This is a genomic window from Pseudomonas sp. GD04019 (assembly GCF_029837695.1).
In the GTDB taxonomy this organism is placed as follows: domain Bacteria; phylum Pseudomonadota; class Gammaproteobacteria; order Pseudomonadales; family Pseudomonadaceae; genus Aquipseudomonas.
Genome location: NZ_JAOEEA010000017.1, coordinates 69,368 through 86,602, shown reverse-complemented (window position 1 = coordinate 86,602; position 17,235 = coordinate 69,368). Strand labels below are relative to the sequence as shown.

19 protein-coding genes and 2 pseudogenes are annotated in these 17,235 nt (G+C 66.7%); 12 read left to right on the top strand and 9 right to left on the bottom strand.

What is annotated here, in order from left to right; translation table 11 throughout:
* The 8 genes and pseudogenes from N7607_RS22165 to recX form a co-directional block, all read left to right on the top strand.
* Positions 1–1,060 (top strand): annotated as a pseudogene (locus N7607_RS22165) (hypothetical protein); the annotation flags it as partial.
* Entirely contained in the window at positions 1,060–1,296 is a 237-nt protein-coding gene (locus N7607_RS22160; RefSeq protein WP_279868622.1) for a hypothetical protein, read from the top strand. The pseudogene N7607_RS22165 and the gene N7607_RS22160, both read left to right, overlap by 1 nt.
* Before the next feature lie 93 nt (positions 1,297–1,389).
* Positions 1,390–1,944 carry a glycoside hydrolase family 19 protein gene (locus N7607_RS22155; protein ID WP_279868624.1) on the top strand — a complete coding sequence of 185 codons (555 nt, stop codon included), beginning with the start codon at positions 1,390–1,392 and terminating at the stop codon, positions 1,942–1,944.
* A gap of 73 nt (positions 1,945–2,017) precedes the next feature.
* On the top strand, positions 2,018–2,503 hold the full coding sequence (locus tag N7607_RS22150) for a hypothetical protein (protein ID WP_279868625.1): 486 nt from the start codon (positions 2,018–2,020) through the stop codon (positions 2,501–2,503).
* Positions 2,427–2,606: pseudogene (locus N7607_RS22145) on the top strand (hypothetical protein); the annotation flags it as partial. The gene N7607_RS22150 and the pseudogene N7607_RS22145, both read left to right, overlap by 77 nt.
* 322 nt (positions 2,607–2,928) lie before the next feature.
* The gene (locus N7607_RS22140) at positions 2,929–3,429 is read left to right on the top strand and encodes a CinA family protein (RefSeq protein ID WP_279868626.1); all 501 of its coding nucleotides are present in this window, start codon (positions 2,929–2,931) and stop codon (positions 3,427–3,429) included.
* A gap of 87 nt (positions 3,430–3,516) precedes the next feature.
* Entirely contained in the window at positions 3,517–4,563 is a 1,047-nt protein-coding gene (recA, locus tag N7607_RS22135) for a recombinase RecA (RefSeq protein WP_279868627.1), read from the top strand.
* Positions 4,564–4,592: 29 nt separating this feature from the next.
* On the top strand, positions 4,593–5,057 hold the full coding sequence (gene recX / locus N7607_RS22130; protein WP_279868629.1) for a recombination regulator RecX: 465 nt from the start codon (positions 4,593–4,595) through the stop codon (positions 5,055–5,057).
* Positions 5,058–5,108: 51 nt separating this feature from the next.
* Here the strand turns inward: recX and N7607_RS22125 are convergent, their stop codons facing one another.
* The gene (locus tag N7607_RS22125) at positions 5,109–6,188 is read right to left on the bottom strand and encodes an LOG family protein (protein ID WP_279868631.1); all 1,080 of its coding nucleotides are present in this window, start codon (positions 6,186–6,188) and stop codon (positions 5,109–5,111) included.
* A 207-nt stretch (positions 6,189–6,395) separates the two neighbouring features.
* On the opposite strand from N7607_RS22125, the gene N7607_RS22120 reads away from it, so the two are divergent.
* The gene (locus N7607_RS22120) at positions 6,396–6,587 is read left to right on the top strand and encodes a hypothetical protein (RefSeq protein ID WP_137971239.1); all 192 of its coding nucleotides are present in this window, start codon (positions 6,396–6,398) and stop codon (positions 6,585–6,587) included.
* Positions 6,588–6,589: 2 nt separating this feature from the next.
* On the opposite strand, the gene N7607_RS22115 is transcribed toward N7607_RS22120, so the two are convergent.
* Entirely contained in the window at positions 6,590–6,991 is a 402-nt protein-coding gene (locus N7607_RS22115) for a quorum-sensing-regulated virulence factor family protein (protein WP_279868632.1), read from the bottom strand.
* A 122-nt stretch (positions 6,992–7,113) separates the two neighbouring features.
* On the opposite strand from N7607_RS22115, the gene N7607_RS22110 reads away from it, so the two are divergent.
* The gene (locus tag N7607_RS22110) at positions 7,114–7,827 is read left to right on the top strand and encodes a DTW domain-containing protein (protein WP_279868633.1); all 714 of its coding nucleotides are present in this window, start codon (positions 7,114–7,116) and stop codon (positions 7,825–7,827) included.
* 149 nt (positions 7,828–7,976) lie between these two features.
* Here the strand turns inward: N7607_RS22110 and N7607_RS22105 are convergent, their stop codons facing one another.
* Positions 7,977–8,858 (bottom strand): DMT family transporter, encoded by an 882-nt coding sequence (locus N7607_RS22105; protein WP_279868634.1) that lies wholly within the window; start codon positions 8,856–8,858, stop codon positions 7,977–7,979.
* Between the two features lie 124 nt (positions 8,859–8,982).
* Here N7607_RS22105 and erdR point away from each other — a divergent pair, with 124 nt between their 5' ends.
* Entirely contained in the window at positions 8,983–9,633 is a 651-nt protein-coding gene (gene erdR / locus N7607_RS22100) for a response regulator transcription factor ErdR (protein ID WP_279868635.1), read from the top strand.
* A 70-nt stretch (positions 9,634–9,703) separates the two neighbouring features.
* Positions 9,704–10,069, top strand: coding sequence for a diacylglycerol kinase (locus tag N7607_RS22095; protein ID WP_279868636.1), 366 nt, complete (start codon positions 9,704–9,706; stop codon positions 10,067–10,069).
* A gap of 154 nt (positions 10,070–10,223) precedes the next feature.
* Here the strand turns inward: N7607_RS22095 and N7607_RS22090 are convergent, their stop codons facing one another.
* Genes N7607_RS22090 through N7607_RS22065 form a run of 6 tightly spaced genes read right to left on the bottom strand, consistent with a single transcriptional unit; the run spans position 10,224 to position 17,209 of the window.
* Positions 10,224–11,555, bottom strand: a complete 1,332-nt coding sequence (locus N7607_RS22090) for a DUF58 domain-containing protein (protein WP_279868638.1) — start codon at positions 11,553–11,555, stop codon at positions 10,224–10,226.
* Between the two features lie 10 nt (positions 11,556–11,565).
* The gene (locus tag N7607_RS22085; RefSeq protein ID WP_279868640.1) at positions 11,566–12,639 is read right to left on the bottom strand and encodes a MoxR family ATPase; all 1,074 of its coding nucleotides are present in this window, start codon (positions 12,637–12,639) and stop codon (positions 11,566–11,568) included.
* Entirely contained in the window at positions 12,636–13,940 is a 1,305-nt protein-coding gene (locus N7607_RS22080) for a DUF4350 domain-containing protein (protein WP_279868641.1), read from the bottom strand. Before N7607_RS22080 ends, N7607_RS22085 begins: the two co-directional genes overlap by 4 nt.
* On the bottom strand, positions 13,937–15,523 hold the full coding sequence (locus tag N7607_RS22075) for a DUF4129 domain-containing protein (protein WP_279868643.1): 1,587 nt from the start codon (positions 15,521–15,523) through the stop codon (positions 13,937–13,939). Before N7607_RS22075 ends, N7607_RS22080 begins: the two co-directional genes overlap by 4 nt.
* A complete protein-coding gene (locus tag N7607_RS22070) occupies positions 15,510–16,490 on the bottom strand; it encodes a stage II sporulation protein M (protein ID WP_279868644.1) in 981 nt (326 codons plus the stop codon). The genes N7607_RS22075 and N7607_RS22070 overlap by 14 nt, the downstream gene beginning before the upstream one ends.
* Positions 16,487–17,209, bottom strand: a complete 723-nt coding sequence (locus N7607_RS22065) for an RDD family protein (RefSeq protein WP_279868645.1) — start codon at positions 17,207–17,209, stop codon at positions 16,487–16,489. The genes N7607_RS22070 and N7607_RS22065 overlap by 4 nt, the downstream gene beginning before the upstream one ends.
* Positions 17,210–17,235 lie beyond the last annotated feature (26 nt).

Sequence of the window (17,235 nt, the reverse complement as noted above, 5' to 3'; positions counted from 1 at the left end):
CGCAGAGCCGGACATTCTGGAGACCTACATGATCGCCAACAGCGTCAGCGTGGTGGTGTTGCCCGAGCGCACGCCGCTGGATGCGACCGACATCAAGCTGGGCCTGGACGAGGATAGCTTCGCCTGGAAGTTCAGCTGCACCCTGCATGGGGTGACCTCGCTCAACCTGGTGCGCCCCTCGGGCAGTGGCCGCAAGACCATCGAGGTGACCATCAACGGTTGGGTCTGGCTGATCCTGGTGGAGCGCTACAGCCGCTCCGCGCAGTTCCCGGCGGAGCGCTTCAGCGTCAGCGGTGCCAGCCGCACCCAGCTGCTGGCGGCGCCCTACGCGCCACGGCGCAGTGCGATGAACGCCGTGGACATCAACGCCCGCCAGGCAGCCGAAGATCAGCTGTACCTCACCGGCTTCACCCTGAACTGGGACGCCACCGGCATCGGCCCGCCGGACTGGTCGATCACCGCCGGGGCGCTGAGCTATCAGGATCAGACGCCGATGCAGGTGATCGCCCGCATTGCCGAGGCCGTGGGCGGTATCGTGCGGCCGGACATGGCCGGCGATGGTCTCACCGTGCTGCCTCGCTACCGCGAGGCGGTGTGGTGGTGGGATGAGTCGATCATGGATCGGATCATTCCCGGCGAGCTGATCACCAACATCGAGGGCGAGTGGTCGCCGCAGCCGGCCTGGAACACCGTCTACGTCAGCGGCACCACGCAAGGGGTGGCGGTAGACGTGCGGCGCACCGGCACGGCGGGCGACAACCCGGCGCCGGATGTGTTCGATGACCTGATCACCGCCACCGATGCGGCCAGGTCGCGGGGTATCTGCGAGCTGAGCAAGGGCGGCGATCAGGAGGTGGTGCCGCTGACCATCCCGCTGATGCAGCAGGGCGGCAGCGCGCCTGGCCTGGTGTTGCCGGGCCACCTCTGCGAGGTGCGCGAAGCCCCGGGCAACTGGTGGCGCGGCAAGTGCCTGGGCGTGGACATCGGCGCCACCGGCACCGGGGCCAGCAAGGTCAGCCAGGTGCTGCGCCTGGAGCGGCACTACACGGAGGCAGCCTGATGGCCACGGTCAATCCCTGGAAGAAGTTCATCAACCTGCTGCCCGGCGGCCGCCGGGCGGTGGGCGAGGTGATCAGCGTGAACACCGCCACCGGCAGCAGCGTGGTCGAGCTGCGCAACGGCACGCAGATCCTCGTGCTCGGGGTGAGCGTGCCGGTAGGCAGCCTGGCCTTCGTGCTCGATGGCCAGATCACCGGCCCGGCACCTAGCCTGCCTCAGTACGACATCGAGGTGTAGCAACCCAGTCCTATCGAGAGCCGCCTTCCTTGGCGGCTCGCTCAGCCTAGACCACGCCCGCCCTGTGCGGGCTTTTTTGTGCCTGGAGGAACCATGCGACTCACTGAGCAGCAGCTGCTGCAGATACTGCCCGAGGCGGGCAGCAAGGCGGCGGCGTACCTGCCGCACCTGTTGGCGGCCATGGCCCAGCGGCAGATCAATAACCCGCGCCGCATCGCCGCCTTCCTGGCGCAGATCGGCCACGAGTCCGGCTCACTGCGCTACGCCCGCGAGATATGGGGGCCGACCGAGGCGCAGAAGCGCTACGACACCCGCACCGACCTGGGCAACACGCCCGAGCTGGACGGCGACGGCAAGCTGTACCGGGGGCGCGGGCTCATCCAGATCACTGGCCGGCGCAACTACCAGGTGGTGAGCCTGATCCTGTTCGGCGACGAGCGCCTGCTGGCCCAGCCCGAGCTGCTGGAGGAACCGCAGTGGGCAGCCGAGTCGGCGGCCTGGTTCTGGATGAGCCGGGGGCTCAACGAGCTGGCCGACCAGGGCCAGTTCCGCCTGATCACCCAGCGCATCAACGGCGGCCTGAACGGCTACCAGGATCGGCTGAAGCTCTACACCCGAGCGCGGGAGGTGCTGGGCAGAAAGGTCTAAGCCGCACCTTAGATTCGGGCCTGTTGCGGCCCGCTCTGATCCTGAATCGAAACCACAGCTTAGAGAGGTGCCTATGGCCCTGAGTGGAGTGCTGACGGCCCGGGCCGTTGGTGGGTGGCGCATCGCGCTGCTTTTGGCGCTGGCGGCAGCAGCTGCTGGCGTGACCTGGTGGGGCCTGGCCCCACGCATCGAGCTGCAAGAGCGGCGCGCCGGCACTGCTGAGGAACAGCTGGCCGAGGCTCAGGCCATGGTTGAGCTGCAGGCGGGTGTGCTGGTCAGTCAGCAGCAGTTGCTGGGCGACTTGGCCGACATCGAGCGGCGCATGCAGCAGCTCGGCCAGACCGTTACCCGCAACGCATCAAGCCAGGCGCATGCCCTGGAGGAGTTGAAACGCAATGACCAGACGATTGCCGCTTACCTGGCTGGCCCTGTGCCTAGCGCTCTCGGTCGGCTGTACGAGCGCCCCGAAACCACCGACCCCGCCGCCTACCGCGCCCCGGATGGAGTGCAGCCTGGTGCCGTGTCGGCTGCCGTCGCGGTCGGTGGTGGTGGTGAATGACGATTGGCGGCGGGCGCTGGATGAGTCCGACGCGGCGTTGCTGAGCTGTGCGGGGCAGGTGCTGGCGTGTATCCAGCGGCAGGATCTGCAGAAGAAAGAGTAAGCAAGCGAAAAGGCCCGGTGCCGTGGGGAGTCCCCCTGCGGTGCCGGGCCTTTTTTTGTTGCCTGCAGCTCGGGCAGGCTGGGGCAGAATTGGGGCAACCTGTGCGCCATTCCATGCCATCCCACGCCATTTGCGCGCCTTGCTGTTGCCGCTGCATTCAGTCCTAAGCCCTGATTCTGCGGGGCTTTGGCCGAATTTGTCAGATATACCGGGGCACAATCGGTGTGTGGGCTGACAAATCGCTCATGCTGTTCGGTCCGGCTGAAATCGCAAAAGCGCGTAGTGTAGGGTATCCCCCGCATCTGTTTCATCCGGAGAGCATATGGATTCCATCACTCAGTTGGCCGAACGGCTGGGCGCAGCGCTGCAAGGGCTGGGAGCTCAGGTGAGCACCGCCGAGTCCTGTACCGGTGGCGGTATCGCCGAGGCGATCACCCGTATCGCCGGCAGCTCGGCCTGGTTCGAGGCCGGCTACATCACCTATTCGAATACGCAGAAGACCGCGCAGCTGGGAGTGCCGGCGGAGCTGTTCGTGCGGGTCGGCGCGGTCAGCCGCGAAGTAGTCGAAGCTATGGTTAGCGGCGCGCAGCAACACAGCGGCGCGCGCTTTGCGGTGGCGGTCAGCGGCATTGCCGGTCCTACGGGTGGCTCTGCGGAGAAGCCGGTCGGCACCGTCTGGCTGGCCTGGGGCGACGGTACAAAACTGTTTACCGAGCGCTGCTTGTTTGTCGGTGATCGTGACGAGGTGCGCCGGCAAACGGTGTCGCGGGCGCTGGATGGGCTGCTCCGACTGACGGCGGGAGAAAATCCTGCGCAGGGGTAGGCGAGCGACTTGCCTTATGGAATACTACTGTCTACTTATACAGTTGTTGGTGAGCGAACGGCTCCCTTTGATCACGTGAGGATGGAAATGGACGAGAACAAGAAGCGCGCGTTGGCGGCAGCCCTGGGTCAGATCGAGAAGCAGTTCGGCAAGGGTGCCGTGATGCGCATGGGCGACCACGAGCGCCAGGCGATTCCGGCCATTTCCACCGGCTCCCTCGGCCTGGACATCGCGCTCGGCATCGGCGGCCTGCCGAAGGGCCGTATCGTCGAGATCTACGGTCCGGAATCCTCGGGTAAGACCACTCTGACCCTATCGGTCATCGCCGAGGCCCAGAAGGCCGGCGCTACCTGCGCCTTCGTCGACGCCGAACACGCGCTGGACCCGGACTACGCCGGCAAACTGGGCGTCAACGTTGACGACTTGCTGGTCTCGCAGCCGGACACCGGCGAGCAGGCCCTGGAAATCACCGACATGCTGGTGCGCTCCAGCGCGGTAGACGTGATCATCGTCGACTCCGTGGCTGCTCTGGTGCCCAAGGCCGAGATCGAAGGCGAGATGGGCGATGCCCACGTCGGCCTGCAGGCCCGCCTGATGAGCCAGGCGCTGCGCAAGATCACCGGCAACATCAAGAACGCCAACTGTCTGGTGATCTTCATCAACCAGATCCGCATGAAGATCGGTGTGATGTTCGGCAACCCGGAAACCACCACCGGCGGTAATGCCCTCAAGTTCTACGCCTCCGTGCGCCTGGACATCCGCCGTACCGGCGCGGTGAAGGAAGGCGACGAGGTGGTCGGCAGCGAGACCCGCGTCAAGGTGGTGAAGAACAAGGTGGCTCCTCCGTTCCGTCAGGCCGAGTTCCAGATCATGTACGGCAAGGGTATCTACCGTACCGGCGAGATCATCGACCTGGGCGTGCAGCTCGGTCTGGTGGAGAAATCCGGCGCCTGGTATAGCTACCAGGGCAACAAGATCGGCCAGGGCAAGGCCAATGCCGCCAAGTACCTGGAAGACAATCCGGAAGTGGGCGGCGCCATCGAGAAGATCATCCGCGAGAAGCTGCTGGTCGATTCCGCGGCCCGTGGCGCGGTCGAGGCCGATGCCGACGAGACGGCCGATCTGGACGCCTGATCAGGCTCGCCTGAAGCATGGAGCGCTCCGTGAGTGGCATGCTCGATAACCCGGTCGCCGTGCGCCGGGTTGCCATGGACCTGCTGGCCAGGCGCGAGCATGGCCGGGTTGAGCTGGTGCGCAAGCTGCGCCAGCGCGGCGCTCCGCAGGAGCTGATCGACAGCGCCCTCGACCGTCTGACGGAAGAGGGGCTGCTGTCGGAGGCCCGTTATCTGGAGAGCTTCGTCGCCAGTCGTGGCCGCGCCGGTTACGGCCCCCTGCGCATCCGCGAGGAGCTGGCTCAGCGCGGCCTACCCCGGCCCGATATCGAGCAGGCGCTGAGCGAGACCGGCGTCGATTGGGGCGAGCAGCTGCGTGAGCTGTGGCAGCGCAAGTTTGCCGGCCAGGTGCCGGTGGATATGCGCGAGAAGGCCAAGCAGGCGCGCTTTCTCGCTTACCGTGGTTTTTCCCAGGAACAGATTGGCCGCCTGCTACGCGGCGCCAGTCTCGACTGACTTCCCCTTGAGCCCGGAGCTTTCCCCTCTCCGGGCTCCGTTTTTTCCGGCTCAGCCGTTCTGTGCCCAGTTCTGCGGCAGATTGATGAAGTCCACCAGCTCGCGCAGGCGCCCATGGTCGCGGGCGTTGAAGTGGAATGCCAGGCGGCACAGGTCGAACAGCTCCGGCTCGTCGCGCTCCTTCTCGCTGGCGGCCTGCTGCTGGTAGTCGCCGCTCAGGCACAAATCGGCGAACTCCTTGTTCAGCACCCGCATGGCCGCCTCGCTGAGTGGGTGGTTCATGCGGATCACGAACTGACCCTTGAGCCAGCGCGAGGAGTGGTAGTTGCGGTAGAAGCGGGCGATCTCCTGGCCGGCCTCTTCGGCGCTGTGCATCAGGCGCACCAGATGCATGTCGCTGGGCAGGATGTAGCGGCGCTCCTGCAGCTGGTCGCGGATGACGCGCAGCAGCTCGCCCCAGTAGTTGCTGTCCGGCTCGTCGAGCAGAACGATGGGCACCAGCGGGCTCTTGCCAGTCTGCACCAGGGTCATCACTTCCAGCGCCTCGTCCAGGGTGCCGAAACCGCCGGGGCAGAGCACCAGGGCGTCGGCTTCCTTGACGAAGAACAGCTTGCGCAGGAAGAAGAAGTGGAACGATAGCAGGTTGCCGGTGCCATGCACGGTGGCGTTGGCGCCCTGTTCGAACGGCAGGGTGATGTTGAAACCCAGGCTGTTTTCCAGCCCGGCGCCTTCATGGGCGGCGGCCATCACACCGCCACCGGCGCCGGTCACCACCATCAGGTCGAGGCGCGCCAGGGTTCGGCCCAGATCGCGGGCCAGGGTATAGACGGGGTGGTCGGTCGGCGTGCGGGCCGAACCGAAGACCGTGACCTTGCGCCGGCGTTTGAACTGTTCGAGGGTGCTGAAGGCCAGCTCCATTTCGCGCAGGGTCTGCAGCATGATCTTGGCGTCCCAACGGTTGCGGTCGGCCTGGGCCATGCGGATCACGGTGGTGAGCATCTCCTGGTAGAGGGGCAGGTTGGGACTGTTGGCGGGGACCACGAGGGCGGCCAGCTCCTCCACTTTGCTGGTCAGATCGATGCCGCTGGTATGGAAGTGCCGGGACAGGTAGTCATCCGGTTCATAAGGCATAGACATCTCCTTCTGCTGAGGCAGGCCCCGCGGCCACTCCCTGCGACGCCGGGCCTTGCTGAGAGTATGGCCTGCGGCATGACGCTTTGACGGATGAACAGCGTGGTGCCGTTCGTCCGTTGAGGCTGAGTGGCGATGTGCCTCTGATTTACTTGCAGGTAGCGATGCATGCGCCGCTTGCGGCGCCTTGGAAAGGGAGGGGCAGGTATGCCCAAGCTGACGCTGGAGGTGGATCTGGAGCTGTACCGCATGCTGGTGCGGGCGGCGCAAACCAACGACCTGAGCCTGGAGGAGGAATGCTTGCGACGACTGGAGGGCGGTGTGCGCCGCTCCAGCTATATGCAGGCGCTGCTGGCCGAGCTCAGGGCCGACGGCGAGCAGCGGCGCAGCAAGGGCTGAGGTTACTGCAGGCCGCAGTCGGCCTTGGCGAAACGCTCGACGGCGACCGGGCGGTTGCTCTTGTATTCGCTGAACTGGTAGCGCAGGACCGCACCGCTGCCCAGCAGGCGCAGGTAGCCCTGGTTGTTGCACACGCTGGCAGCCAGTTGCTGGCGCACAGTGCCCGGGTTGGCGCGCATCTGCTCGGCATGGCCCTGGCGCACGCTGAGGTGGTTGACCAACTCGTTGCCTTCCACCGTATAACCCTGGTCGAGGATGTCCTCGTTGATCGCTCGCGGCGTGCCGGCACTGCTTTCCCTGGCGACCTGCTCGAGCATCTTGGTCAGCTCGTGTTCCTGCAGCGAGGTGGCCTGGGCGGCGGGCAGGAAGGCGGCGAGGGTGAACAGGGCGATAAGGCGGGGCATGGTGATCTCCAGATAAACGATGCTGCCTTCGACCGGTGCTCCTTGCCCGGGTTCAGCAGGCGCCCATCTTACCCCGTGCCGATGGCGAGAGTAGACTGCGCGCCTTTCCCGTGGAGTCCGTCATGAGCCATGCCGTCGCCCGCCTGCGCGCCGAGCGCCTGGCGCGCAGCCTCAAGCCCTTCGTGTCCCGTGGCTCGCGTTCGGAGCGTTGTCCCGGTTGCCGAGTGATCCCCAGCTACTGCCTATGTGCCTGGCGGCCCAAGGTCGAAGTGCAGGCCGGCGTGTGCCTGTTGATGTACGACGTGGAGGCGCTGAAGCCGAGCAATACCGGCTGGCTGATCGCCGATCTGGTGGCCGACACCCACGCCTTCGGCTGGCAGCGCACCGCAGTCGACCCACGCCTGCTGGCGCTGCTCGATGATCCGCAGTACGCACCATGTGTGGTGTTCCCCGGTGAATACGCCGAGCCCGAGCGGGTGATCGAGGAGTTGCCGCCGCTGACGGCGGGCAAGCGGCCGCTGTTCATCCTGCTCGATGCCACCTGGACCGAGGCGCGTAAGATGTTCCGCAAGAGTCCCTACCTGAACCGTTTCCCGGTGCTCAGCCTGAGGCCGGAGCAGCTGTCGCGCTATCGGCTGCGCCGTTCCAAGCGCGACGAACACCTGTGCACCGCCGAGGTGGCCGCGCTGTGCCTGGAGCTGGCCGGCGAGTCGCAGGCGGCAGTGGCGCTGGATGCCTGGCTGGACCTGTTCACCGAGCACTACCTGGGCGCCAAGCATCGCCGCGTGCTGGACGAGCAGAGCCCGGCACACCAGGCGCTCAAGCCTTTCCTGTAGATCCCTCGGAGCCTGTTCAAGGCCTCGCGAGCTAGAGCCAGGCTAGGAGGCGAAGGGGCGAGGGCGCGGAGTTTACACAGGGTAAATGAGCGCCTGAGCCTCTTCTCCAACAACGCATGTCCGACGCGCAGCAGGTCTTGGATAGGTTCTCAGGCCTTCTTCGGCCATAGCTGGGCGAGCAGCATGCCGGCGAACATCAGCGCGCAGCCGAAATAGCCCTTCAGTGCCAGCGCCTCGCCGAGCAACAGGGCGCCGGCGATGGCGGCGAACACCGCCTCCAGCGAGAGGATGATGGCGGCGTGGGAGGCGATCGCATGTTTCTGCGCCACCACCTGCAGGGTGAAGCCGATGGCTACGCCGAGCAGGCCACCATAGAGGATGGCCGGGCCGGCGGCGAGGATGGCGTCCAGTTTGATCTCCTCGAACACCACCGCCAGGATCAGACTGAGTACCGCACAGGTGGCGAACTGCAGCAGGGCCAGGCGCAGCGGGTCGTGGCGGCTGGCGAAGAAGCTCACCAGCAGCACGTGCACACCCCAGACGAAGGCGCCGGCCAGTTGCAGCCAGTCGCCGGAAGCCACCTGGAAACCTTCGCCGACGCTGAGCAGGAACATGCCTGCCACCGCCAGGCCGGCGCCCAGCCAGGTACCGGTGCCGGTGCGGTGGCCGATGAACAGACCGAGCAGTGGCACCACGATGACGTAGAGGCCGGTGATGAAGCCGGAGTTGGTCACGCTGGTGAAGAGCAGGCCGACCTGCTGCAGGTTGATCCCCAGCGACAGCGCAAGGCCCATGGCCAGGCCACCGAGCAGCAGGCCGCGATTGAGCGGGGCGGGCTTGTGCGCGCTATCGCGGCTGCCCAGCCAGAGCACCAGCGGCAGCAGGGCCAGGGTGGCGAGGGCGAAGCGCAGGCCGGTATAGAGGAAGGGGCCGATGGCATCCATGCCCAGACGCTGGGCGACGAAGGCGGAGCCCCAGATCATCGCGGTCAGCAGCATCAACAGATCGGCGCGCAGGGCTTGGCTTCGCATGGTGCATCTCGGCAGGAAAAGCTGGCGACTTTGCCGCAAAGCACGGAGCTTGACCACCCCGTCACGGCTCGGCATGCTGGGCGCCGCCTCGCTAGCCCGCTCGACAACAACAACAGGAAAGCACATGGCCGCTTACGAGATTCTCATCGCCGACGACCATCCCCTGTTTCGCAGCGCCCTGCAGCAAGCGCTGACCCTGGGCCTTGGCCCGGATGTGCGTCTGGTCGAGGCGGCCAGCATCGCCGAGCTGGAAGCTTGCCTGGGTGAGAAGAGCGACTGGGACCTGGTCCTGCTCGATCTGAACATGCCTGGCGCCTACGGCTTTTCCGGACTGGTGCTGCTGCGCGGCCAGTATCCGCAGATTCCGGTGGTGATGATCTCGGCGCAGGAAGAGGCTGCCGTGGTAGCGCGCTCCCGCGAGTTCGGCGCCAGCGGTTTCATTCCCAAGTCGAGCCCGCTGGAGACCATCCAGCAGGCCGTGCGCCAGGTGCTGGACGGCGATGCCTGGTGGCCGCCGCAGGCGTTCGCCGCGGTCAGCGTGTCGGCCGAGGCCAAGGCCGCCAGCGCCGGCCTGGCCAGCCTGACGCCGCAGCAGTTCCGCGTACTGACCATGGTCTGCGAGGGGCTGCTGAACAAGCAGATCGCCTTCGAGCTGAGCGTGTCGGAAGCCACCATCAAGGCTCACGTCACCGCCATCTTCCGCAAGCTGGGAGTACGTACCCGTACCCAGGCGGCGCTGCTGCTGCAGCAGATGGAATCAATTCCCGGGCAATAAGCCCTTCACGCATTTTTGACGGCGCGGCCTCTAAGGTGCCGACCTTCATCGCACAGGACAGTAGTTCTTCATGTCGCCATTCAAGGGCCAGACCGGCCTGAAACGTATCCTCAACGCCGCCGGCTATTCCTTCGACGGCCTGCGCGCGGCCTTCACCGGCGAAGCCGCCTTCCGCCAACTGGTGCTGCTCAACGTGGTGCTGGTGCCACTGGCCTTCTGGCTCGATGTCAGTCCCGTAGAGCGGGCGCTGATGGTAGCGGTGAGCATGCTCTCGCTGATCGTCGAGCTGCTCAATTCGGCGATCGAGGCGGCCATCGACCGCATCTCCCTGGATCGCCATCCGCTGTCGAAGAACGCCAAGGACATGGGCAGCGCCGCGCAGCTCACCTCCCTGGCGGTGATCACCCTGGTCTGGGCGATCATTCTGATCGGCTGATCTCAGGCGCGAGAAGGGCGTCCGGTTCTCTGCTCGGGCCGCCCCCATTCGCGAGCAGAGCTCGCTCCTACACAGCATCGAGTAGGGCGGGTGCAACCCGCGCCATTGAGCTGCGCAGGTTGCACCCGCTCTGCGTCGTTGTGGTTGAGCTGGCTTACAGCACCCCGGCCTTTTTCCAGGCCAGATAGCGCCCAACCAGTTCCGGCCCCAGCTCGTTTGGCCTGGCATCCAGCACCGGCACGCCGTGGGCGAGCAGACGTTCGTGCAGGCCGGCGCGGGCGTTGAGGTAATCGATCGTGCCGCAGTAGGCCAGGGCCTGCTCGTAGTCCTGCACCTGGGTGTGACGCAGGCGATCCAGCACTTCCTCGCGCAGGCTGGCAATCAGCACGCGGTGTTGGCGGCCCAGACGCTTGATCGCGCCGAGCAGCTCCTCGTCGTCCTCGTCGCGCAGGTTGGTCACCAGCACCACCAGGGCGCGGCGGCGCTGGCGGGCGAGCAGGGCGTTGATCGCCGCCGCGTAGTCGGCCGGGCGACGGGTGCTGTCGAGGGCGTACACGGCGTTGAGCAGGCTGCTGATATGGGCCTGGCCCTTGACCGGTGCGACGTACTGGTCCTGATCGCCGGCGAAGGTCGCCAGCCCCACCGCATCGCCCTGGCGCAGGGCGACGTAGCTGAGCAGCAGGCAGGCGTTGAGGGCGTGGTCGAAGTGCGACAGCTCGTCGTCCTGGCTGCGCATGCGCCGGCCGCAGTCGATCAGGAAGACGATCTGCTGGTCGCGCTCGTCCTGGTATTCGCGGGCGATTGGCGTGCGCTTGCGCGCGGTGGCCTTCCAGTCGATCTGGCGCAGGGTGTCGCCATCACGGAATTCGCGCAGCTGGTGGAACTCCAGGCCTAGGCCGCGGCGCTGGCGCTGGCGCACGCCCATCTGACTGAGCCAGTCGTCCACCGCCATCAGCTGGGCGCCGTAGAGGCGGGCGAAGTCCGGGTAGACGCGGGTTTCGCTGGCCTGGTCGATGAAGCGGCGCGACTGCCACAGGCGCAGCGGGCTGGGCAGCAGCAGTTCGCAGCGCGGGAAGCGGAAGTGGCCGCGCTTGAGCGGGCGCACTCGGTAGCCGAACTCGGTCTGTTCGCCCGGATGCAGTTCCACCTGCTGTGGCAGGAACTCGAAATCCATGTGCTCGGGCAAATGATCGAAGGCCTGCACCGCCAGCGTCTGGCGATAGTCGTGGTGCAGGGTCAGGCGCACCTCGCTCCAACGGCCCAATGGCAGGTTGCCGGGCAACTGGCGCTGCAGGCGCGGCGACGGCAGGCGGCGCAGCCAGGCGGCATCCAGGCCGGCGACCAGCAGTAATGCCAGCAGCAGGCCCCACCACAGCGGCTGCAGGGTCTGCGGCAGCTTGATGCCGAGCAGTGGCAGCGTGCCGAGGACGATGGCCAGGGCCAGCAGGCCGCCGAGCAGACCGAGGAACAGGCGGGATGGTTTCATGCGCTGGCGATCACAGGCGCGGTGCCGGAACCTGGTCGAGCAGTTGCTGCAGCACCTGATCCACCGACAGCCCCTCGATATCCAGCTCCGGCGCCAGGCGCACGCGGTGGCGCAGCACGGCCAGGGCGCAGGCCTTAACGTCGTCCGGCACCACGAAGTCGCCGCCGCGCAACAGGGCACGGGCACGCCCGCCACGCACCAGGGCGATCGAGGCGCGCGGGCCGGCGCCCATGGCCAGGCCTGGCCAACTGCGGGTGGCGCGGGCCAGGCGTACGGCGTAGTCGAGTACCTGGTCGTCGATGGCCAGTTCGCTGGCGATCTTCTGCAGGGCCAGGACGTCCTTGGCCGAGAGCAGGGTGCGCAGCGGTGCCACTTCGAGCATGTCGGCCTTGGCCGAGCGGGTCACCTGGCGTACCAGGCTCAGCTCCTCGTCGGCCTGCGGATAGTCCATGCGCAGTTTGAGCATGAAGCGGTCCAGTTCGGCCTCCGGCAGCGGGTAGGTGCCTTCCTGCTCGATGGGGTTCTGCGTGGCCAGCACCAGGAAGGGTTGCGGTACCGGCATGGCGCGGCCTTCCAGGGTGATCTGGCGTTCCTGCATCACTTCCAGCAGTGCGGCCTGGGTCTTGGCCGGCGCGCGGTTGATCTCGTCCGCCAGCAGCAGGTTGGTGAAGGCCGGGCCCTTGCGCAGCTTGAACTGCTCGCTCTGCAGGTCATACACGGCGTGGCCGGTGACGTCGCTGGGCATCAGGTCGGGGGTGAACTGGATACGCGCGAACTCGCCGCCGAAGCACTTGGCCAGGGCGCGCACCAGCAGGGTCTTGCCCAGGCCCGGCACGCCTTCGACCAGCACATGGCCGCCGGCGATCAGTGCGGTGAGTACGTCGTCCACCACCGCGCGCTGGCCGACCACGGCCTTCTGCAGCTCCAGGCGCAGGGCCTGGAGCATCTGGCTGGCGCGCTGACGCTGCTGGCCGGCAGGGTTGGCGGGAGCTGTGGCAGCGCCTGGGGCCGGTGCGACAGGGGGCTCGACCGGAGCGGCGGGGACTTCGGGATTGGTGCTGGGTTGCTGCGGAATTTCGCTCATAGGGCATTCCTGAGGGTTTGCAGGTTGGCGACCTGGCGGGTGAAGTCGGCGGCGGACAGGCGTTGTGTCGGCAGCGGGCGCATGGCTGCGCTGACGGCGCCGCTGGGTAGGCGGGTGAGGCGACCTAGTACCTGCCACTGTTCGGCGACGGGCAGGCGTTCGAAGCCGGGGTGGCGATGACGGGCGCGGCGCAGGATGTCGCGCTGCAGGTTGCTTAGCAGGTGTTGCTGGCCGGCGCGGCGCAGCAGGAAGTCGGCGCCCGCGCGCAGGTGTTCTTCGAGCTGGCGGCGGGCGTGGGTCGGTGCTGCCAGCAGCGGACCGTGACGCATGCCGACATGCCACAGCAACAGGGCGATCAACAGAGCCAGGGCGGCGAGGGCGGCGGGGTAGTGCTTGAACAGCTGGCTGAACAGGTCGGCGCGCTCGGTGCTGTAGACCAGGGTCACGGCGCTGTCCTGAGTCAGGTACCAGAGCAGCCAGGCGTTGTCGTAGTCGCCGATGCTGTGGTTCTGCCACAGCCAGGCATCCGTCACCACGGTGACCAGGCCCTCGCCATGCTCCAGCTGCAGCATGTGGGTGGCGTCGCCACTGTTGGCCCAGGCATAGGCGCGGTTCTCGGTATCCAGCAGGTGGAAGCCGGTATCGAATTCGACGTAGGCCGGCGCCTCCTCGTTCTCCAGGTAGATCTTGGTCAGCTCGGGGTAGCGATCTTCCTCGGCCTCTTCTTCGCGGGCTTCGGACTGTTCGGACTGCTCGTCATCGGCGGCATCGACATCGTTTTCCAGTTCCACTTCCGCGTCGGCCTCGACATCCAGCTCCTCGTCGTCGACAGCGGCTTCATCGCTGGCTTCGGCGTCCTCGCTGTCCTCGTCTTCCTCTTCTTCGTAGGTGCTGCTCTGCTGCACGCCGAGACTGTCCAGCAACAGGTCGCCGCTGCGGCCTTCCTCCTCGTCCCAGACCTCTTCGGCGACGAACACCAGGTGACCGCCCTTGGCCGCCCAGTCCAGCACCAGCTTGGCCTGGCGTGGCGTCATGTTGTGGCGTGGGCCGAGCAGCATCAGGGTCTGCCCGACGGAGGGAAGGCCGTTGAGTGCATCCAGGCCGTCGGCGCGTTTTACCGTGATTTTCTGCTGACGCAGGAACATCTCCGCAGCCAGATAATCGTTGGCGCGGGCCTCGGGGGAGGGGCCGTGTTCGAGGGTTTCCTCGTAGGGCTGCAGTTGCTGCACGGCGAGCAGTGCGAGCCAGCCGAGTACGATCAGCAGAATGCCGCCGAGGGCTATCTTCAGCGGGCGGCTCATGCGGCGGCCCCTTGGGCGAACAGGCGGCGCCAGCCTTCGCAGAGGCCGCGCTTGAGGTTCTCCGGTGGCAGGCGGTGGCCGTAGGCGAGATTCTGCCAGTGGCGGGTCAGTACCAGGCTGAAGCGACTGAGTTCTTCGCGCTCCAGACGCTCGACTAGGCGCAGCACTTCGCCTTCGGTGTGCGAGCCCTTCAGCGGCAGGCGGAAATCATGCAGCAGGCGGCTGAGCAGGGCGCGGTAGAGCAGGCCGAGGGCCTCGCGCGGCTGTTCTGCCCAGAGTCGTTCGGCTTCGCCGGCCACATCGTCGGGCAGGCTTTCGGGGGCGAGCTCCAGTCCGAACAGCTGGCTGGGCATCTCGCGCACGCGGCGCTGCGGCAGGCCGAGGCGGCCGACGAAAGTCTCCAGCCACTCGCGGTAGCGCCACAGCAGCAGGGCGATGGCCAGGACCAGCAGGGCCCACAGCAGCACCTCGAAGGCCAGGGCGACCATGTCGAGCTTGCGCCACCATTCGCCGAGTTTGAACAGCTTCTTGATCAGCTCGGCGAAGCTCTTCACTTCTTCCTCGGAGGGCTCCTCGGCCTTCTTCTCGTCGCCGAAGCGCCAGCGGGTAACGGTTTCGCGGTTCTCGAAGGGGGCGGCGTCCAGCAGCTTGGTGATGCTGTCTTGGGCGGCCTGGCTGCTCAGGGGTTGGTTGAGCAGGCGTTCGGCGTCGGGACCCATGGGGTCGTCGAAAGGCACCGGGCAGGTGCCGACGGGTTCATCGGCCAGGGCGTCGCTTGCCGGCAGCAGCAGAGTCAGGGTGACGCAGGCCAGCAACACGGCGTAGGCGCTGCCGATCAGGCGCTGGCGCAGGCGGCGGAAGGTCAGCTCGATGTCCCAGGCTTCCAGGTCGGTGCGCCGGTTGAGATAGAGGGTGAAGCCGCAGGCGACGTAGATAGGTTCCCAGAACACCAGGATCAGGGCGTAGACCAGGTTGGAGACATGCTCCAGCCACAGCCACTTGCCGCTGCTGGCCTGGATCAGGGTGTCCCAGTCCAGTTGGGTTTCCATCTGTTGCGGCACCATGAGCCAGATCAGCGTGGCCATGCCCATCCACAACAGCATTTCCAGATGCACGCCGAGGATGGTCAGCCAGGCGGCGGCACCCGAGTGGCGCTGGCCGAGTACGGTCAGGCGCTTGCTGCGCGCATCGCCACTGAGGCCCTCGAGCTGCAGTACCGGCAGATCGAAGCTGCGGGTCGGGCTGAAACGGCGCCAGGTCAGGCTGGCCAGCAGCTGGGGCTTGAGTAGGCGCGGCAGAGCTTTGAGCGCTTCCTTGAGGGTTGGCGTGTCGCCAAACAGCGAGCGCGACAGGATGTGCAGCGGCAGGCGTTCCCAGGCCGGCTTCAGCCACCAGAACAGCAAGGCGGCGATGGTCGGGTACTGCCAGAGCAGGGCGGTGAGCAGCGCGAACAGCGGCAGGGTCACGATGGCCCAGCTGGCCATCAGCAGGCCGGCATGGCGACGAGCCAGGAGCACGCCGAGGTCGATGGCCTCCCAGGCGGTACGCGGGCGGATGGCGACGCTGGCGTCAGTCAGGCGCATGGCGGGTCCGTCCGGCGAACAGGAAATAGGCGATCACCAGCAGCCACAGGCCGGCACCGACCCAGTACTTGGTGACGGCGCTGGCGTAGGTCATGGAGGACCAGTAGGCCTCGACGAATGCGGCGATCAGCAGGAACAGGATGACCCCGGCGACCAGCTGGATGGCCTTGCCGGCGGCCTGACGCAGGGCTTCGCCGCGGCCGAGACGGCCGGGGGCGAGCAGGGCCCAGCCGAGCTTGAGGCCGGCGGCACCGGCGAAGGCGATGGCGGTGAGCTCGAAGGCGCCATGGCCGATGACGAAGGACCAGAAGGTCTCGCTGTAGCCGATACGGGTCAGGTGGCCGGCGACCGCCCCGATCACCAGGCCGTTGTAGAGCAGGAAGAACAGGCTGCCGAGGCCGAAGATCAGGCCACTGGCGAAGGTCTGAAAAGCGATGCCGATGTTGTTCATGATGTAGAAGCCGAACATCATCCAGTCGTCGCCTGAGTCGCGCTCGGCGAAGCGGCCGATGCGCCGAGCGGCCGGGTCGTACATCTTCTCCATCTCCCGCACCTGCTCGGGATCCATCACGCTGTAGATCATGTCCGGGAACTGCCAGGTGAGCAGGCCCATGCCGATCAGCGCGCCGAAGAACAGCAGGCTGCCGGTCAGCACGGCGCGCCATTCGCGGCGCACCAGCTGCGGGAAACCGGCGATGACGAAGCTGATGATCTGCGCGCCCAGGTGGCTGCGGTGGCGGTAGAACTGCTGGTGGCCGCGCATGGCCAGCTGCTGCAGCTGGTCGATCAGGTGGCTGCTGTAGCCGCGCTCCTGGGCGAGGGCCAGGTGCTGGCACAGGTGGCGGTAGTCGGCGGCGAAACTCTCGCAATCCTGACGCTCGACCTTGCCTTTTTCCAGGCTGGACAGGCGCGCTTCGAAGCGCTGCCAGTCGGCGTTGTGACGTTGTTCGAACAGGTGCTGTTTCATGCCGAACCCACCAGGCCGCGGGCGATGCCGTGCAGGCGCGTTTCGGCGTGTTCCGGCAGGCTTTCCAGGGGTTCGGCCAGGATGCCGGCCAGTTCGGCGCGGCGCGCGCTGGAGAGGCTGGCGCGACGCTCGGCGAAGTCCAGCACGGCGCGTTGTTCGGCCAGGTTGAGGGGGAAGGGCGCGCGCTCGGCATCCGCCTCGGGAATCTGTGGGCGTTTCAGTTCGTCGTCGCGGTAGACCACCAGGGTGCCGGCGGCGAGGTCGCCAAGACGTTTGAAGCTCGGATGGCTGAGGCTGCTGACGGCGCCGACGCAGTAGGCGAACGGCAACATGTCCACGGCGCGCAGCAGATTGCGGGTCAGCGAAGCCGCCCAGCCGACCGGGGTGCCATCGTCATGCACCACGCGCAGGCCCATGGCTTTCTTGCCGGGGGTACGGCCCTGGTTCAGCACTTCGAACAGCACCGGGTACCACCAGTTGACCAGGAAGTAGAGGATGGTGCCCAGGCCCGCACCGAACTGGCCGAGGATGCCGAGAATGACGAAGGCGGCCACCAGGATGGCGCCGCGTATCAGCAGGTCGATACCGAAGGCCAGGGCACGCGGCATCAGGCCGGCGGGGCGAAGGATCAGGTCGATGCCTTCCGGCGTCTCCACCAGGCGGCGGGTATCCAGAAGAGGAAGATCGGGGAGTTCCGGCTGGGGGCGATTAGGCTGCATCGGTCGACTGCATCGAAGAAAGCCTG

What these genes read in the sequence shown, in the direction of transcription:
- N7607_RS22110 (WP_279868633.1), top strand. Translation starts at nt 7,114, where the DNA reads ATGAGCCATGCCGTCGCCCGCCTGCGCGCCGAGCGCCTGGCGCGCAGC.
- N7607_RS22155 (WP_279868624.1), top strand. Translation starts at nt 1,390, where the DNA reads ATGCGACTCACTGAGCAGCAGCTGCTGCAGATACTGCCCGAGGCGGGC.
- N7607_RS22150 (WP_279868625.1), top strand. Translation starts at nt 2,018, where the DNA reads ATGGCCCTGAGTGGAGTGCTGACGGCCCGGGCCGTTGGTGGGTGGCGC.
- N7607_RS22085 (WP_279868640.1), bottom strand. Translation starts at nt 12,639, where the DNA reads ATGAGCGAAATTCCGCAGCAACCCAGCACCAATCCCGAAGTCCCCGCC.
- N7607_RS22125 (WP_279868631.1), bottom strand. Translation starts at nt 6,188, where the DNA reads ATGCCTTATGAACCGGATGACTACCTGTCCCGGCACTTCCATACCAGC.
- recA (WP_279868627.1), top strand. Translation starts at nt 3,517, where the DNA reads ATGGACGAGAACAAGAAGCGCGCGTTGGCGGCAGCCCTGGGTCAGATC.
- N7607_RS22095 (WP_279868636.1), top strand. Translation starts at nt 9,704, where the DNA reads ATGTCGCCATTCAAGGGCCAGACCGGCCTGAAACGTATCCTCAACGCC.
- N7607_RS22065 (WP_279868645.1), bottom strand. Translation starts at nt 17,209, where the DNA reads ATGCAGCCTAATCGCCCCCAGCCGGAACTCCCCGATCTTCCTCTTCTG.
- N7607_RS22160 (WP_279868622.1), top strand. Translation starts at nt 1,060, where the DNA reads ATGGCCACGGTCAATCCCTGGAAGAAGTTCATCAACCTGCTGCCCGGC.
- N7607_RS22075 (WP_279868643.1), bottom strand. Translation starts at nt 15,523, where the DNA reads ATGCGCCTGACTGACGCCAGCGTCGCCATCCGCCCGCGTACCGCCTGG.
- N7607_RS22070 (WP_279868644.1), bottom strand. Translation starts at nt 16,490, where the DNA reads ATGAAACAGCACCTGTTCGAACAACGTCACAACGCCGACTGGCAGCGC.
- N7607_RS22115 (WP_279868632.1), bottom strand. Translation starts at nt 6,991, where the DNA reads ATGCCCCGCCTTATCGCCCTGTTCACCCTCGCCGCCTTCCTGCCCGCC.
- N7607_RS22140 (WP_279868626.1), top strand. Translation starts at nt 2,929, where the DNA reads ATGGATTCCATCACTCAGTTGGCCGAACGGCTGGGCGCAGCGCTGCAA.
- N7607_RS22080 (WP_279868641.1), bottom strand. Translation starts at nt 13,940, where the DNA reads ATGAGCCGCCCGCTGAAGATAGCCCTCGGCGGCATTCTGCTGATCGTA.
- N7607_RS22105 (WP_279868634.1), bottom strand. Translation starts at nt 8,858, where the DNA reads ATGCGAAGCCAAGCCCTGCGCGCCGATCTGTTGATGCTGCTGACCGCG.
- erdR (WP_279868635.1), top strand. Translation starts at nt 8,983, where the DNA reads ATGGCCGCTTACGAGATTCTCATCGCCGACGACCATCCCCTGTTTCGC.
- N7607_RS22090 (WP_279868638.1), bottom strand. Translation starts at nt 11,555, where the DNA reads ATGAAACCATCCCGCCTGTTCCTCGGTCTGCTCGGCGGCCTGCTGGCC.
- N7607_RS22120 (WP_137971239.1), top strand. Translation starts at nt 6,396, where the DNA reads ATGCCCAAGCTGACGCTGGAGGTGGATCTGGAGCTGTACCGCATGCTG.